Source organism: Cytobacillus sp. QJM3NY_8 (assembly GCF_056173585.1).
In genome coordinates this window covers 2786031-2802725 of sequence record NZ_CM149681.1, presented here as the reverse complement: position 1 = coordinate 2802725, position 16695 = coordinate 2786031, and the positions used below count along the sequence as shown (strand labels likewise).

The window sequence follows — 16695 nt, the reverse complement described above, 5'->3', positions numbered from 1 at the left end:
TTTTAGCTTTTCTCAATAAAAATGCTTAAGTGAAAGGATGTTTTTCTACGATTAAGCGCTCAATCATAAAACAAACACACCCTTTTTATAAGAGTGTGCGTTTTATGGAATATTTATTACTTTTGAGGTAATAACCGGGGATGTTCTAATGGATGAATTTGCTTCGCTGCACTTTATAAATGAGCTTATCGAGCTCCTCTGAGTACATGAGCGTTTCAGGGTGTGACAATCCCTTTCTTTTTCCAACAGAAATCATCTTTTTACGCAGGGCATCGATGTCATGATGAAGTTTTTTTATAGCAGTCGAAGGTGTGGTCATTGATTCGGCTCCTAATCAGGGGATGAAATACTATATTCTATTATCGACAAATTAAACCGCAAATAAACAGATTCGACAAAACTTATAAAAAGATTACAAGTTTCTACAATATGGATTTTCTAGTGAAAGAGACCTATTCCGAAATGCTTGTATTAATATTCCTGTAATCTATTATTCTTCCAGATTTTACATCGAATTATCACAGGGTTAATATTTCGTCCCTATTCTTAATATGTAAACCATTATAGATAGGGGACGGAGACTTTGAAGAAGAGAATGATTTCTGTTATTGGTGCAGCAGTTATTGGGCTAAATGCGTTTGGAGGAGGTGCGGCATTGGCAAAAGATATACATAAGGACATTGTAAATGTTTCACATCGCGGGGCTTCTGCTTATGCACCTGAGCATACCATCGCTTCATATGACATGGGCGAGAAATTGCATGGGGATTATATTGAAATTGATTTGCAGATGACAAAGGATGGTCATCTCATTGCGATGCATGATGTGACGCTTGACCGGACGACTAATGGTACAGGGTCCGTAAAGGATTACACTTTAAACGAAATAAAGCAGCTTGATGCAGGCAGCTGGTTCAACGAAAAGTACCCGTATGCATCAAAAGCGGAATACGAAGGCTTAAAGGTGCCGACACTTGAAGAGGTTTTCAAGAAATTTGGAAAAAACAACAGCTACTACATTGAAACAAAATCACCGGATGTTTATCCTGGCATGGAAAAAGAACTGCTTCGACTGGTTGATAAGTATAAGATTAATAAAGAGAAACTGCTTGTCCAATCTTTTAGCTCTCAAAGTCTTAAAGTGATGAATGAATTGGATCCCTCCATTAAGCTGGTTCAATTAATCTCTTATAAAGCAAACGCAGAAATTACCGAGGCAGAGATTAAGGAAATCAAGCAGTATGCAATGGGCATCGGTCCTAATCATACGTATCTAAATGAGGAATATGTGCAAAAGGTTGTGAACAGCGGCCTTGAACTGCACCCGTATACTGTCAACGACAAGGAAAGAATGAAGCAGCTGATTAATTGGGGAGTAACCGGCATGTTCACAAACCATCCGGATCTGCTGCATGATGTAAAAAAAGGGAGATAAATAGAAAGAACTCCGGGAATCGTTTCCGGAGTTATTTTGTATAATAACCAACACTGCCATAGTGAAAAATTGCTAAAAAGGGCTTGAACATGTTATTTCAAAGTGATATGATTTTTAATAGTTCAAAAATCTGTCACATTTTGATTTGAGATAGCGAACCTGTCGTCGGTTAAAATGTCATCAGATTCCATTTTGATTAACAGTTGGTCCTTTAGGCAGCGAATCCTGCTTGATACTAACCGTCAATCCTGCTTCCGCATACCCAAAATCGGGAATGCGGGAGAGATTGACGGTTTTTTTATTTCAAGAAACAATCCTGTAACCGCTTTAAAAAGCAGGATACGAGCATTATGAGGGGGAAAAAGAGTGAAAAAGACAAAAAATCGGTGGCTGATTGCCGCCTCGGCCGTAGGGATTCATATCTCAATCGGTTCGGTTTACGCTTGGAGCAACTTTACCAATCCATTGATTGAGCAGTTTGGCTGGACATCAAAGGAGGTACAGCTGACCTTCAGTTTGGCGATTCTATTTTTGGGGTTGTCAGCCGCATTCCTTGGCCACTTTGTTGAAAAGCATGGTCCCAAAAAGGCTGGCCTTCTGGCAGCAGGATTCTTTGGAGCCGGCATGCTTGGTGCCGGTTTGGCAGTAAATATGGGATCATTGCCATTTTTGTACATAACCTACGGTGTTCTTGGGGGTATTGGTTTGGGAGTCGGCTATATTGCACCGGTCTCTACACTGGTAAAATGGTTCCCGGACCGCCGCGGATTCGCAACCGGCCTTGCCATCATGGGATTTGGCTTCGCTGCAGCGGTAGCGAGCCCGGTCATGGATGGACTGATTAAATCTGTTGGGACAGCTAACACGTTCTTTATTTTAGGTGCAGCTTACTTAATCATCATGACATTATCATCTTTATATTTAGAAAGACCGCCTGCCGATTGGGCACCTGAAGGCATGAAAGAAAAAGCTGCAGCCGGAAAAATCAAAATCAAACAGGATTTGGCACAGTTAACGGCGAATGAAGCAGTAAAGACATCCCGGTTTTATTATTTATGGATCATGCTATTCATTAATGTAACTTGTGGTATTGCGATTCTGTCAGCTGCAAAGCCGCTGGCACAGGAAAGCATAGGCCTGACAACGGCAGAAGCAGCCACGCTTGTCGGCGTACTCGGCATCTTTAATGGACTTGGCCGTCTGGCATGGGCATCCATTTCTGATTATATCGGTCGCCCAAACACGTATACGATTTTCTTTGTATCACAGATTGCCCTATTCCTGCTGCTGCCGATAACAAAAGAAGCCATTCTTTTCCAGATTATGCTGGCCATTGTGTACACCATGTATGGCGGCGGATTCTCATCCATCCCGGCATTTATCGGTGACGTTTTCGGAACAAAGCAGCTTGGCGCCATTCACGGCTACATTCTTACAGCATGGGCTGCCGCAGGACTTGCTGGTCCAATGTTCGCAGCGTGGATGAAGGATTCAACAGGAAGCTATGCTTCAAGTCTAACTAGCTTTGCAGGACTTTTTGTGATTGCACTCATTGTGTCAATCCTGATCCGTTTTGATATTAAAAAATTGCGCAAGCAAAATGAAGCAAGTGAGCGTATGGCAGGTTAAATTTAATAAAAACAGCAGGGAAAAGCATTCAGCCCCGCTTCCGCTTTTCCATTGGTATGGCACTTGGCAGCGAACCTGCTAAAGACTAACCGCCGCAGAAATCAGCAACTATTAATTAGAGGCTTTTTGCGGTGGTTTTTTATGAAAAAAGGGCAAATTTATTCCATTTACCCATATACAATAATAAATGCTATTTGAACATTGGAAATTAAGAGATTCAGGATCTCTATTAAATAGAAAAAATCAAGGGAGTGTTTCAGGTGGAAAAAACAAAACATCCAGGACCTCAGAATAAAAAGGCAATGCCGGATCCGAAGCATTGGGTGAGCCCAATTCCATTTGGTCTTGGTAAAATAAAGCCGAAACATATGAGGGATACAGCAAAAATCCTATGGGAAAACAAAGATAATATTGGGTATGCCGCAAATATTTTAACGAAAGGTGTGTGTGACGGATGTGCCCTTGGCGTTTCCGGTCTTTATGACCAGACACTTAAGGGGCCGCACGTATGTACAACAAGGTTAAATGTCCTTCGTTTGAATACCGCCGGAGCAATCAAACCGGAAATTCTGCATGCCGATATCGATGAGCTGCGCAAATATGACAGCACCGAGCTTCGTAAATTGGGCCGCATTCCTTATCCAATGATCCGCAGAAAAGGAGAGCGCACATTCTCCCGGATTACTTGGGATGATGCCATGAACATGATTGCTGAAAAAATGAAGGTGCTCGATCCTAAACAGTATGCGTTCTACCTGACTAGCCGGGGAATTACGAATGAATCTTATTATGTGGCCGGCAAAGTTGCCCGCTTCCTTGGAACGAATCACATCGATAATGCGAGCCGCATTTGCCATTCGCCTTCTAAAACCGCTTTAAAGCGTTCCATTGGAGTAGGAGCTTCCACAGCCAACTATCTTGACTGGATCGGAACGGATGTCCTGTTATTCTGGGGCAGTGTGGCATCAAACAGCTCGCCTGTATCATCCAAATATATGCTTGAAGCGAAGAAGAACGGCACAAAAATTATCGTCGTCAATCCATACAGAGAGCCGGCAATGGACAAATACTGGATTCCGTCAAATCCTGAATCTGCTTTGTTCGGCACAAAAATTGCAGATGATTTTTATCAGGTAAATATCGGCGGAGATATTGCCTTTATGCACGGGATTATGAAACACTGGTTTGAAATGGAGAAAGCGGAGCGCGGTTCTGCCATCAATCATAAGTTTGTGAACGAGCATGTAAATGGATATGAAGATTTGAAAAAGAAAGTAAAAGAGCAGTCATGGGAAGAGATTATTAAATCTTCTGGTGTAAGCAAAGAGCGTATCATCGAGCTTGCTGAACTGCTTGCGAACAGCAAAAATGCCGTCTATGCCTGGGCTCTTGGACTGACCATGCATTCCTTTGCGACTGATAACATCTCACAGGTTGCCAATCTTGCGCTGCTTCGCGGTCATCTGGGCCGAAAGCATAATGGGCTTATGCCATTCCGCGGACATTCATCTGTGCAGGGAAGCGGTGAAATGGGGGCAGATCCATTCGTATTGCCTGGCGGTGACTTTTACGGAGACAATTTTACCCGCATTCAAAATCTTTGGGGATTCGAGCTTGAGAAATGGCAGGGTGATATTGTCGGGGTGACACTGGAGAATATCCTGCTTCCAGAAGACCATGAACGGAAAATCAAGCTTTACTATCTTTCAGGCGGCAACTTCCTTGAGACTATGCCAGATCCTGATTTTATTGAAAAAGCTCTATCTGAACTGGATATCCGTGTTCACCAGGATATTATTTTAAATACGTCTACACTGGTTGATGCGAAAGAAGCGGTCATCGTGCTTCCTGCTAAAACCAGGTACGAGCAGGAGGGCGGCGGTACGTCCACTTCAACGGAACGCATGGTGTATTTCAGTCCGGAAATTGAAGGGAATAAAAATAAAATTGAAGAGGCACGCGAGGAGTGGAAGATCTACATTGATCTTGCCAAACGTGTAAAGCCTGAAACTGCTCATCTCGTTGAATTTAAAAATGCACAGCAAATCCGTGATGAAATTGCTGTGGCTAACCCTAGTTATGATGGCATCCAGCATCTGAAAAAAGCAGGAGATGTCTTCCAGTGGGGCGGAGCATGGTTATGCGAGGACGGCATCTGCCCTACACCGGATGGAAAAGGCACACTTATTACTGTGGATATTCCAGACCTTGGAAAGAAAGAAGGGCAATTCATTGTTACGTCACGCCGCGGGAAGCAGTTTAATTCCATGGTCTATAAAGAGGTGGACCCGCTGAATGGAGCCGGACGATATGATGTATTAATGAACGCAGAAGATGGAAAGGACTTAAGCATTGCAGAGGGTGAAGGGATTGTCCTATACAATGGATTCGGTGTATTCCAGGGAAGAGCCAAATTCGTCGACATCGCCCGCGGCAACGTCGAAGTCCACTTCCCGGAAGGAAACTTCCTATTGCCAAGAGGCCGCTACGAAAAATTCGCAGGTATCCCTGACTATAACATCACGGTTACCCTTGAAAAAGCAGACCGCTACAATGCACGCAAAGATGTGGAATATAACGAAAAACACATTGCTGAAGATGAAATAGATGCACCAGCATAAAGGGGAGAGAGATGGCTTAGGGCCATCTCTCTTCTTTGTGTGAAGAGGTGATTTTAAGAGGAGATGGGGATTGAGGGCCAAATTGAATATCTTAATGAAAATGGCAGTTAAACCGAGTGAATAAAGGCGAAAGGGGAAGTGCCTTAGGAAAAATGGTAGTTAATCTGAATGAATAACAACGAAAAGAGAGTTACCTTGAGTAAATGGTAGTTAATCCGGGTGAATAACGACCAAAAAAGGGAGGCATCAGGAAAAATGGTAGTTAATCCGAGTGAATAAAGCCGAAAAGAGAGCTGTCTTAGGAAAAATGGTAGTTAATCTTAATTAATAACGACGAAAAGAGAGTTACCTTGAGTAAATGGTAGTTAATCCGAATGAATAACACCGAAAAAAGAGAGGTATCAGGAAAAATGGTAGTTAATCCGGGTGAATAACGACGAAAAGAGAGCTGCCATAAAAAAACGGTAGTTAATCCGAATGAATAACGACGAAAAGGGAGCTACCATAGGAAAAATGGTAGTTAATCCGAATGAATAACACCGAAAAAAGAGAGGTATCAGGAAAAATGGTAGTTAATCCGGGTGAATAACGACGAAAAGAGAGCTGCCATAAAAAAACGGTAGTTAATCCGAATGAATAACGACGAAAAGGGAGCTACCATAGGAAAAATGGTAGTTAATCCGGGTGAATAACACCGAAAAAAGAGAGGCATCAGGAAAAATGGTAGTTAATCCAGATGAATAACGACCAAAAAAGAGAGGCATCAGGAAAAATGGTAGTTAATCCGGGAGAATAACGACGAAAAGAGAGCTGCCATAGGAAAAATGGTAGTTAATCCGAGCGAGTAACGCCTAAAATCGATCGGCCATAGGGAAAATGGTAGTTAATCCGAATGAATAAAGCCGAAAGGAGGCTGCCTTAGAAAAAACGGTAGTTAATCCCAATGATAACGATGAAAAAATGCAGTTAATCTCTAACCACTAATGCTGCCCATTTTCCAAAATAGGCTCGTCATCCTGCGACATCCATTATTTCACTTCGTCATATATAGTGAGGTGAAAATAATGAAGAAAATCAAACAGGCAATTGCAGCAGGAGTCATTTCTCTGGCAGTTATTTTTACAGGGGGAGCAGTATTTGCGGACCACAGCGGAGATAAAGAAATAGCTGTCGTGAAAAAAGGGGACACACTATATTCCCTGGCTAAAAAGCATCATATGAGTGTGGCACAAATTTCGGATCTGAATGATTTAGAAGGTACAACAATCTATCCGGGACAGCGTCTCATTCTATCCGGAGAGGAAGCTGGATATCATAAGATTATTGCCGGTTCTTTCAGCAAAAAAAAGAATGCGGAAAAGCGGGCAGCACTACTAAAGAAAAAAGAGATCCCTGCCGCAATTGGCACCGCTGTCATTGATGGCAAAACCTATTACCGTGTGCAGGCTGGTGCATTTAAAGACAAAAAGAATGCTGTGAAGCAACTGGAGGCAGTCAAAAAGGCAGGAATTAAAGATGCCTTTATTCTTTCGAAAGAAGAACTTCATATTTTTGGCTTAAAACCAGGAGATGCTTTTGCTGAGATAGTATCCAGAATGGGCATGCCAAAAAAGACTGAAACCCAGCTCAATATTAAAAGCCTTTACTATCAGAGTGATGGGGCCGGGCTAAGGGTAACCTTAAATAAGAAAGATGGTACAATAGGCAGTCTAGCTGTATATCCAGAATATTTAAGCCCGCGTATGTTTCCTGCGCTTCCCTTTACCAAGGACGAAGTAGTAAAAATGTACGGTGATTCTGACAAGACAAAAACTGTAACTTGTTACGAATCAGCAAAGTGTGAAGAGTTAACCTACCAGCTTGATCATTTGGAACTCAAAGCCCGGATTGACAGGGATCAAGCCACTGTTCAGTTTCTTGAAATAACCGATCTCAATTATCGATAACCCAATTGGAGGCCTCCTTTAGCCTCCGTTTTTTTTGAAGGAATATTCTTCCTTTTGGAGAATACTTATTTATCTGGGTATTTTTTACCAAATCAGGAGGGAAGGTAATGGAGCAAAAAAAATGGACACCGCTAAAGGAAATGGACGGATCGAATACGCTGGTCTGGGGCGATAAGCCGGAAGTGCTGCCAGAACAGGCATTTATCTCCCTGACAAGAGGGAAAGGACTAAATCTCATTCAACTGTTTATTAATCAGGTGCTGACATTATTGGTAATGAATCAGATGAGAAAAGCGCCTGGTCTTATTTATGCGGAACTAAATGGAGAACTAAAGAAATGGAAGGGAAACGGGCAGACAATGACGGTTTGGGACGGAAAGCTGATGCCTAAATTTCGAAATCGCAATACACATGCTTTTGCGATGAAATTTTTCACATGGATCATCCATCGGAAAAACACTAAAAACTACTATCTTACATACTCTGCAAATGAGACAATCCCTTCCGTTGCTGAAGTGAAAGATATCTTAAGACAGTTCGGCAAGTTTTATGATGGAGGTGTTCTTGCCAGGAAGGCTTCACCACCCGGCTTTGGGGAAGAAAAGAAGTCTTCATAGATAAAATATAAACACAGTTCCCGATTACTTTTTTGGAGCTGGTGTTTATTGGTTTTCCGAAGATTTACGAATTAATCCCATCAATCCGCGTGTCATTAAAAAAGTTGCCATAATGGTTACAAAGCTATAATAGGAATTCCATGATTTCTTATATCTGATCAGCTGTGTATATTTTTCAAGAAAATGTTCAGCAACTGCGGAAGGAGCACTGAAGATCAGGGACTTTAACAAAATCCCCTTAACTCCATTCTTCATGGTTAGCTGATTAAAATAAACACACGTTATCGGGAATATTATATAGCTGAATAGCACGCTGACATCAAAAGTTTTAAACAGATTTACCGGGTATTTTAGATAGCCTTTACGCACTAACAGATTATCTAAAAAGGTGGCAATATAGCTTTTTAAAAAGAATATGATTAGCCATTCCTTCATTGGGGGCTTTCTAATCAAATTAAAGAAAGACATAATTCCAAATATAAATAACAAACGCAATAGATTTCTTTCGAATTTTCTTCCCAATTGTTAATCCCCCTTTTACACAACCTATAGTCTTCCTTTATTGTTAAGTTGTTTAACCTGCATTATACGATATTTCCAGAGGTTTCGATTGTAAAAAACCATTATTTTTGTATAGGGCAGTGTTAGCTGGGGTTTTAAAGAGCAGGAAAACATTTCTATTGAAATCATCACTTAATTATTTTATTATAATAAAACAAGCTGCATTGTACGTAATCATACTAAAGTTTTAACCTTTAAGCTGAAATAGGGAGTTTAACATCGGAACAGGAATGACAAGCCTCTGTCTATATGACAAGGAGGACATGCAGGAATGTTTCTGCGGACACCCACTTTGAGGAGTGGTGGTTTAAAACTTTCTTATAACAGTTACGGCAAGAGCGGCTCCATACTTATATTATCAAACCAGTTTCCAATCGGGGGCTGGTTTTTTTATTATATAGAAATTATAATTACCCTGATACTATAGCTGTCAGGAGGAATTATGAAAAAACTGCTAAAAATCAGCATTTCTATCATTCTGATTTTGGGGATTTGCTTTTTGCTGTTTGAAATTTCCAAGTCAAGGAACTTTCAGTTTTTCGGAGGCCTTGTAAATAAAGCAGAAACAGAGGAAAAAGTGGCAGCATTAACATTTGATGATGGACCAGGCGTCAACACGGAGGAAATATTGGATATTCTGCGGGAAGAAGAAATTAAAGCCACTTTTTACCTAACAGGGCAAGAGATTGAGCAACATATGGACGATGCCAAAAGGATTGCGGGAGAAGGGCATGAAATTGGCAATCATTCATATTCTCATACACGGATGGTTCTAAAATCTCCCTCTTTTATTAAAGATGAAATTGCGAAAACAGATGATTTAATCAGGCAGACAGGCTATGAAGGAGAAATTCATTTTCGGCCTCCATACGGAAAAAAACTATTTTTTCTGCCTTACTACTTATCTAAACATGAGCGTAAGACGATCTTATGGAACGTTGAGCCTGAAAGTCATCCGGAAATAGAAGGGGATGCAAATAAAATCACTGAGCATGTGGCTGAGAATATAGAACCAGGCTCCATCATTCTTCTTCATGTCATGTATGAGAGCCGGGAAGAGTCTTTGAAATCTGTTAAGAAAATTATTTCTTCATTAAAAGAGCAGGGTTACCATATGACTACGGTTTCCGAATTGCTGAAACATCAGAAGTAGAGCTGTCCGTACAGCTCTTTTTTTATTGGATTAGTTGCCTTTTACCCCATAAAGAATGCAGCCGACTCCGCAAAGCACCCATAATATCTTGCTTAGTGAAACTTTATCTGCCATTCCAGTTAATCCGATCACTGTCGTCAAGAGAAGCACAGGCGGTCCAATCAGGGCAAGTGAACTATTCACAACCAGCGCTTTTTCGATATCATTCATTTTTATAATCAATAGTGCAACAAAAATTTCAATGCTTCCAGAAATAAGCCGCAGAATCGCCATCCCAAGAATCGCCTTATCAAGAAAAATAAACATCATGTACCTCCTATACCTTCTTGTCAGTCATTATATGTAAGCTGCTCTAAATGAAGGACAGGTTTTGAGAAGAAAGTATTTCATAAATATTACAAAAATGACGAAATAGGAAAGGGTGAGATCGCCAAATGTGCATAGTGAGCGTTTCCGGGCGTTTTCAAATGTAATAAGCCTTAAGTATTTATTAGACTTTTTGTTTTAAAAATACCCCCTTACAGGATCGCTATTTGGAAAAATAATGAAGGGACAGCAGCTCATTTTTGCATAAATAATCTATTTTTAACGGTGCTGTAATCCTTGAATATGAGGGTTTTAGTAAAATAAAGGAAAGGGGGTCATTGCCATGGATAAAGCGATTTTACATATCGACGATTTACTGGAAATGCTGGATGGATTGTTAAGAGAACCAACAGCCTTCTGGGAAAAATTTTATGAAGACCGGGACAAAGAGGTTCCATTTTTCATAGCGAAGGGGCCGGATGAAAACCTGTATGAGTATGTTCAAAATGGATTGAGGCCTGGAAAAATCCTTGAGATTGGCTGCGGTCCAGGGAGGAATGCCATTTTTCTGGCGAAGAATGGAGCCCAAGTGGATGCCATTGATTTTTCCAAAAAGGCGATCAAATGGGCCGCTGAAAGAGCAAAAGAAGCACAAGCCGATATAAATTTTAAATGTGTATCTTTTTTTGACTTCCATTTTGAACCTCACACCTATGATTTTATTTATGACAGCGGCATGTTTCATCATCTTCCCCCGCATAGAAGGCTGACATATTTGGAAATAATCAAAGCTGCACTGAAGCCGGGCGGAAAGTTCGGACTTGTTTGCTTTAATACTGATGGCGCGCTTCCTACTCCGGACTGGGAGGTATATCGCAGCGGCAGCTTAAAGGGAGGCATCGGGTATACGGAAGAACGCTTGAAAGCGATCTTTCACAATGACTTTCATTTCATGGAGATTAGAAAAATGAAAAAGATTCTGCAGCCTAGTAATCTATTTGGAGAAGATTTTTTATGGGCCTGCTTAATGAGGCTAAAATAGAACTTTTCAAATTAGGAGGAGATCATGACAAGGATAGTGGCAGTTACTCCATATAATCCCGATTGGCCAACCTTATTTAAAAACGAGGCAGCACTCCTCAAGAAGATTTTTAAAACAGAGATTCTAGACATTCATCATATAGGCAGCACGTCCATTCCAGGTCTGGCAGCAAAGCCGGTCATTGATATAATGCCAATCGTAAATGATATTGAGAAGGTTGATCGCCTTAATACTGAAATGATTTCTCTTGGGTATGAACCACGCGGAGAAAACGGACTGCCTGGCCGGCGGTATTTCGAGAAAGGGGGCAATCAGCGGACCCATCATGTCCATATCTACGAAAAAGGGAATCCTGATATCACCCGGCATCTTGCATTTCGTGATTATTTAAGATTAAACGGCGAAGAAGCAAAACAATATGGAGCTTTAAAAATGGAGTTAGCGAAACAGTACCCCTTTAACATTGAGGCATACATAAAGGGGAAGGAAGCACTGGTGCGAAAAATTGAGATGAAGGCAATAAAGTGGCATGGGGCATTATGCTAAGTGAATCCATTATTCATCTATCAATTTAAAAAAATGAGGACCTATATCTAATCGGACAGCAAAAAGACTAACGGCTGCTTGCTCGTCCGAATCAGGCACACATTCGGACAGCAAAGGCCAAATCGCAGGTGATGGTGTCCGACCCAGGCAGGCATTCGGACAGCAAAGGCCAAATCGCAGTTGATGGTGCCCGAATCAGGCAGGCATTCGGACAGCAAAGGCCAAATCGCAGGTGATGGTGTCCGACCCAGGCAGGCATTCGGACAGCAAAGGCCAAAGTCCAGATCACGCTGTCCGAACCAGCTACGCATTCAGACAGCAAAATCCAAATCGCAGATCCCGGTTTCTAAATCAGCTGCGCATTCGGCATCAACAAGTGTATTCCCGTATTTACAGTACCTCCGCCAAACTATTATTCATAATTCCGTTCAATAATAAAATGAGCATAGTCCCCGCGGAACATCGTTTTGGAATACTCGATTAAGCTTCCGTCTTCAATATGGGCATATGTTTCAAGAGCGAAACACGGTGTTTCAGGTTTGATTTTTAACAGGTTACTAATTTCCTCTTCCGGAAGTGTAATTTCTAAATGCTCGATTGTCTTTTTGATTTTCAGGTTGTATTGAGTCTGCAGCAAATTGTATAAGGATTTTTCACAGGCCTGCCGGTTCAAGCTGGGGGTCTTTTTCCATGGCAGAAAGGCTTTTTCATATTGAAGCGGCTCGTCATCCGCATATCTGATCCGTTCGAGTACATTAACGGGATCGCCTTCTGACAGCTCAAAGACATCTGCTAAGAAGGGATCGGCAGGGATGACTTCAAGGTTTATTACTTTTATAAGCGGGTTTTTTCCCTGCATCGCCATTTGCTTTGAAAAGTTTTCGACTGTAGAAGTCAGCCGCTGTTTAACTTTATTGCTTGATACAAATGTGCCTCTGCCTTGCTGGCGATAAATATGGCCTTCTGTGCTAAGCTGCTGGAGTGCTGTTCTAATGGTCGTCCGGCTGACCCCATATTTTTCACAAAACTCCGCTTCTGTCGGCAATTTTGTATCCGGTTTGAATTCTCCATTTCGAATAAGTTCAAGAATACTTTCTTTAACCTTCAAGTGCAGGGCACTATCCTCGGTGAAACCGTCTTTCATCCCCGTTCCTCCTACTCTGTTCTTCTTTCTATTATTCCATAAAACATATTGTCATATCAATTCCAAATTAATTTGTAATAACAAATTTTAAAGATGTATTGAAAAATTAATCATTTGTCATTACAATTAATTTCAAGCATAGGATATTGAAGGGGGGTGAATGACTTCAAAAAAGGAATATTTTTCGATTGAATTAACTGAATAATCTGTTTTATTGATGGTACTATTAAAATAAGCAATCATTCTATTATTTTGAAATCGCTTACACAGAAAAGGGGGTCAATGATGAATATTTTGTTATGCTGTTCGGCAGGAATGTCTACTAGTCTTCTAGTGACTAAAATGCAGGCAAGCGCTGAAAGCCAGGGAATCGACTGTAAAATTTGGGCTGTCGGCAACGGGGAGGTTAGAAATCATATTGATTCGGCAGATGTACTGCTGCTGGGACCGCAGATCCGGTTTATGACCGAGCAATTGAAGAAGGAGGCAGGCGGCAGGATCCCTGTAGCTCCCATAAACCCCATGCATTATGGCTTATGCAATGGAGAGGAAGTATTGAAGCAAGCTATGTCATTAATAAAGGGTGAATAGTGATGATGACGTTTATTGAGAAATATATCATGCCTTATGCTATGAAATTCGGCAATAACAGGCATTTGCTTGCTATCCGGGATGCCTTGATCGGGATGATTGCCATCACGATGGTAGGATCATTTGCTGTTCTGTTTAATAATTTAGGGGAAATCATTAAGCCATATGGAAGACTCATGGAAAGCATTTTCGGCGAATCCTGGAAAACACTGGGCGGAGATATTTGGTGGGGCACGTTTGCTTTCTTGACCATATTCGCCGTTTTTGGCATATCCCACAGGCTTGCCAAATCCTATGGGGATGATGGATTCGAGGCGATGCTGGTTGCCGCAGCCTGCTTCTTCCTCTTAGTCCCTCAGGTAGGCCAGGTGCCGGATACAGAAGGGGTCTGGGGGTTCATTGGCTATGGATACTTTAATGCTACGGCTTTATTTACAGGGATTGTGGTGGCCCTTCTTGCAACAGAAGTATTTATACGTCTGAGTAGGGTAAAAGCCTTTATTATCAGACTCCCGGATGGAGTACCTCCTGCCGTTGCAGGAGCATTTGCCAAATTGGTGCCGGGCATGCTGACGATTTTCATATTTGGAGTGGCAGGCCTTCTGTTCAGAAAAATGACAAATGGGGAATTCTTAAATGACTGGCTAAATGCAACCCTTGTCGCACCTTTGACAAATGCAGCTGATTCCCTGCCATTTGCGATACTTATTGTCTTTTTGGTTCATGGCTTCTGGGCGGTTGGCCTTCATGGGCCTAATATTCTTGGAGGTGTAACAACGCCTTTATTCACATCTCTCGGGACCAAAAATACAGATTTATATGCTCAGGGTGTGGCAGATCTTGATAAATATGCAATTCTGGCAGGTCCATTCCTGGATGCCTTCGTTTATCTCGGCGGGTCTGGAGCAACGCTTGGCCTTATCATTGCCATGTTTATTGCAGGAAGAAAGAGGCACAAGCAAATGCTGGCATTGGGAACACCGCCTGGAATCTTCCAAATCAATGAGCCATTATTATTTGGCCTTCCGATCGTGTTAAATCCAATCTGGCTAATACCGTTTATTTCGGCACCTGTCATTATGACTGTAGTCGCGTATCTGGCGATTAAATGGGGGCTTGTTTATCCGGTCGTTGTGGCAAGCATTCCCTGGGTGACGCCTGCAGGTATTGGCGGCTATCTTGCTACAGGAGGACATATCTCCGGTGCAGTACTGGCACTTGTGAATTTAGCGATTTCCATTGTCATTTATCTTCCATTCGTATATGTAACAGGGAAAATGGATGAAAAGAAACTGAAGCAGGTGCAGCCAGAACAAACACCAACAATTCAAGGTTAGGCGGGTTAATGAATGGATAAAGAAAAGCTTTATCAAATATCATTTCAGCTTATTTTGCACAGCGGGAATGCCAGAAGTCTGGCAATGGAATCCATCCAGAAAGCAAAGGCCGGAAAGTTCGAAGCAGCGGAAGCAAAAATCCGGGAAGCCGAGGAGGAGTTTGTGCTGGCACACAGACATCAAACTGAGTTAATTCAGGGGGAGGCTTCCGGAGCTCAATTCGATCTGCCGATAATTCTTGTCCATGCACAGGATCATTTGATGAATGCACTGACTATTAAAGACATGGCACAGGAATTTATCGACTTATACAAGAAACTTGACTAAGAGAGGTAAACGAATGGCACAGCAACCAGATAGTATAAAAATAGCCGTAATAGGCGGAGGTTCAAGCTATACACCTGAATTGATTGAAGGCTTTATCAAAAGACATCAGGAATTGCCTGTCAGGGAAATTTGGCTTGTAGATGTGGAGGAAGGAAGAAAAAAGCTCGAGATTGTCGGGCAATTAGCGAAGCGGATGGTTGAAAAAGCAGGGGTTCCCATACAGATTGAGCTTACTTTAGATAGAAAAAAAGCACTTATGAATGCCGATTTTGTTACAACCCAATTCCGTGTCGGGCTATTGGATGCAAGAGCAAAGGACGAGAGAATTCCGCTGAAATATGGAGTGCTGGGCCAGGAAACCAATGGCCCGGGAGGATTTTTTAAGGCACTCAGAACCATTCCAGTCATTATGGAGATCTGCCGTGAAATAGAAGAATTGTGCCCAAACGCATGGCTTATCAATTTTACCAATCCGGCAGGAATGATCACAGAAGCAGTCCTGCGATACAGCAAAATCAAAAAAGTGGTTGGTTTATGCAATGTACCCATTGGGATGGAGATGGGGGCAGCCCAATTAATGAATGTGGATCACAGCAGAGTAAGAATTGACTTTGCGGGTCTCAACCACCTTGTATACGGTCTTGACGTCTATGTCGATGGAGTGAGCGTCAAGGAAGATCTGCTGAAAAAGCTTACGGACAAAGAACAATCGATCACGATGAAAAACATCCATGCGATGGGATGGGAACCGGAATTTTTGCAGGCATTGAATGTGCTTCCTTGTCCTTACCACAATTATTACTATAAAACACGTGAAATGGTGGAAGAAGAAGTAAAGGCAGCATCAGAAGGCGGAACTCGGGCTGAAGTAGTTAAAAAGCTGGAGGAAGAGCTCTTCCTGTTATATCAGAATCCAGATCTTGCTGAAAAGCCGCCGCAGCTGGAAAAAAGGGGAGGGGCTTACTACAGTGATGCAGCATGCAGGCTGATTCATTCCATCTATACTGATAAAAGGGATATACAGCCGGTTAACACCCGAAATAATCGCGCCATTGCAGGCATTCCGTCTGAATCAGCTGTTGAGGTCAGCTGCATGATAACGAAAGACGGGCCAAAGCCGTTAGCGGTCGGAGAACTCCCAGTTTCAGTAAGGGGACTGGTTCAATCAATTAAATCCTTTGAAAGGGTGACCATAGAAGCCGCCCTGACTGGTGATTACAATACTGCTCTTCTAGCGCTGACAATCAATCCGCTGGTGGGTTCCGACAGGATAGCTAAAAAGATACTGGATGAAATGCTCGAAGCCCATCGTACCTATTTGCCGCAATTTCAATAAATTAGACGCAATCAGGTCCAGAGAGCGCAAAAATGCAAGGGTCAGACGCAAATGACATAAATATCGGCGCAATAAAGAAACTGAACAGCGCAATTAAAGCAAAT

16 protein-coding genes and 1 other RNA gene are annotated in these 16695 nt (G+C 42.0%); 13 read left to right on the top strand and 4 right to left on the bottom strand.

The genetic code is table 11. The annotated features are described in order from the left end of the window. Positions 1 to 145 precede the first annotated feature (145 nt). Positions 146 to 319 (bottom strand): aspartyl-phosphate phosphatase Spo0E family protein, encoded by a 174-nt coding sequence (locus AC0VZ9_RS14550; protein WP_009334310.1) that lies wholly within the window; start codon positions 317 to 319, stop codon positions 146 to 148. A gap of 276 nt (positions 320 to 595) precedes the next feature. Here AC0VZ9_RS14550 and AC0VZ9_RS14545 point away from each other — a divergent pair, with 276 nt between their 5' ends. The 5 genes from AC0VZ9_RS14545 (at position 596) to AC0VZ9_RS14525 (ending at position 8248) form a co-directional block, all read left to right on the top strand. Further along, positions 596 to 1435, top strand: coding sequence for a glycerophosphodiester phosphodiesterase (locus AC0VZ9_RS14545; RefSeq protein WP_372675461.1), 840 nt, complete (start codon positions 596 to 598; stop codon positions 1433 to 1435). A 366-nt stretch (positions 1436 to 1801) separates the two neighbouring features. Then, the gene (locus tag AC0VZ9_RS14540; protein WP_009334312.1) at positions 1802 to 3064 is read left to right on the top strand and encodes an L-lactate MFS transporter; all 1263 of its coding nucleotides are present in this window, start codon (positions 1802 to 1804) and stop codon (positions 3062 to 3064) included. Positions 3065 to 3324: 260 nt separating this feature from the next. Then, positions 3325 to 5685 carry an FdhF/YdeP family oxidoreductase gene (locus AC0VZ9_RS14535; RefSeq protein ID WP_475396367.1) on the top strand — a complete coding sequence of 787 codons (2361 nt, stop codon included), beginning with the start codon at positions 3325 to 3327 and terminating at the stop codon, positions 5683 to 5685. Positions 5686 to 6749: 1064 nt separating this feature from the next. After that, positions 6750 to 7631 carry a LysM peptidoglycan-binding domain-containing protein gene (locus AC0VZ9_RS14530; protein WP_009334314.1) on the top strand — a complete coding sequence of 294 codons (882 nt, stop codon included), beginning with the start codon at positions 6750 to 6752 and terminating at the stop codon, positions 7629 to 7631. Positions 7632 to 7738: 107 nt separating this feature from the next. After that, on the top strand, positions 7739 to 8248 hold the full coding sequence (locus AC0VZ9_RS14525) for a hypothetical protein (RefSeq protein WP_019381340.1): 510 nt from the start codon (positions 7739 to 7741) through the stop codon (positions 8246 to 8248). Between the two features lie 45 nt (positions 8249 to 8293). On the opposite strand, the gene AC0VZ9_RS14520 is transcribed toward AC0VZ9_RS14525, so the two are convergent. Beyond that, a complete protein-coding gene (locus AC0VZ9_RS14520; protein WP_009334316.1) occupies positions 8294 to 8770 on the bottom strand; it encodes a CBO0543 family protein in 477 nt (158 codons plus the stop codon). A gap of 192 nt (positions 8771 to 8962) precedes the next feature. On the opposite strand from AC0VZ9_RS14520, the gene ssrS reads away from it, so the two are divergent. Both ssrS and AC0VZ9_RS14510 read left to right on the top strand, forming a co-directional pair. Then, positions 8963 to 9158, top strand: a non-coding RNA gene (gene ssrS, locus AC0VZ9_RS14515) — 6S RNA. Between the two features lie 93 nt (positions 9159 to 9251). Beyond that, positions 9252 to 9962, top strand: coding sequence for a polysaccharide deacetylase family protein (locus AC0VZ9_RS14510; RefSeq protein WP_009334317.1), 711 nt, complete (start codon positions 9252 to 9254; stop codon positions 9960 to 9962). 30 nt (positions 9963 to 9992) lie between these two features. Here the strand turns inward: AC0VZ9_RS14510 and AC0VZ9_RS14505 are convergent, their stop codons facing one another. Further along, positions 9993 to 10268, bottom strand: a complete 276-nt coding sequence (locus AC0VZ9_RS14505) for a YqhV family protein (protein WP_009334318.1) — start codon at positions 10266 to 10268, stop codon at positions 9993 to 9995. A gap of 343 nt (positions 10269 to 10611) precedes the next feature. Between AC0VZ9_RS14505 and AC0VZ9_RS14500 the strand changes: the two genes are divergently transcribed. Continuing rightward, entirely contained in the window at positions 10612 to 11310 is a 699-nt protein-coding gene (locus tag AC0VZ9_RS14500; protein WP_009334319.1) for a class I SAM-dependent methyltransferase, read from the top strand. A 24-nt stretch (positions 11311 to 11334) separates the two neighbouring features. After that, a complete protein-coding gene (locus AC0VZ9_RS14495) occupies positions 11335 to 11856 on the top strand; it encodes a GrpB family protein (RefSeq protein ID WP_009334320.1) in 522 nt (173 codons plus the stop codon). Between the two features lie 412 nt (positions 11857 to 12268). On the opposite strand, the gene AC0VZ9_RS14490 is transcribed toward AC0VZ9_RS14495, so the two are convergent. Next, positions 12269 to 13000, bottom strand: coding sequence for a GntR family transcriptional regulator (locus tag AC0VZ9_RS14490; RefSeq protein WP_009334321.1), 732 nt, complete (start codon positions 12998 to 13000; stop codon positions 12269 to 12271). 285 nt (positions 13001 to 13285) lie between these two features. On the opposite strand from AC0VZ9_RS14490, the gene AC0VZ9_RS14485 reads away from it, so the two are divergent. From AC0VZ9_RS14485 to AC0VZ9_RS14470, 4 genes are read left to right on the top strand one after another with little or no spacing between them, the layout of a single operon-like run. Next, positions 13286 to 13591, top strand: coding sequence for a PTS sugar transporter subunit IIB (locus AC0VZ9_RS14485; protein ID WP_009334322.1), 306 nt, complete (start codon positions 13286 to 13288; stop codon positions 13589 to 13591). 2 nt (positions 13592 to 13593) lie between these two features. Next, complete coding sequence (locus AC0VZ9_RS14480) at positions 13594 to 14928, top strand: PTS sugar transporter subunit IIC (protein WP_019381346.1); 1335 nt, start codon at positions 13594 to 13596, stop codon at positions 14926 to 14928. A gap of 12 nt (positions 14929 to 14940) precedes the next feature. After that, the gene (locus AC0VZ9_RS14475) at positions 14941 to 15255 is read left to right on the top strand and encodes a PTS sugar transporter subunit IIA (protein WP_009334324.1); all 315 of its coding nucleotides are present in this window, start codon (positions 14941 to 14943) and stop codon (positions 15253 to 15255) included. A 13-nt stretch (positions 15256 to 15268) separates the two neighbouring features. Beyond that, complete coding sequence (locus tag AC0VZ9_RS14470) at positions 15269 to 16591, top strand: 6-phospho-beta-glucosidase (RefSeq protein WP_071160142.1); 1323 nt, start codon at positions 15269 to 15271, stop codon at positions 16589 to 16591. The last annotated feature ends 104 nt before the right edge of the window (positions 16592 to 16695 follow it).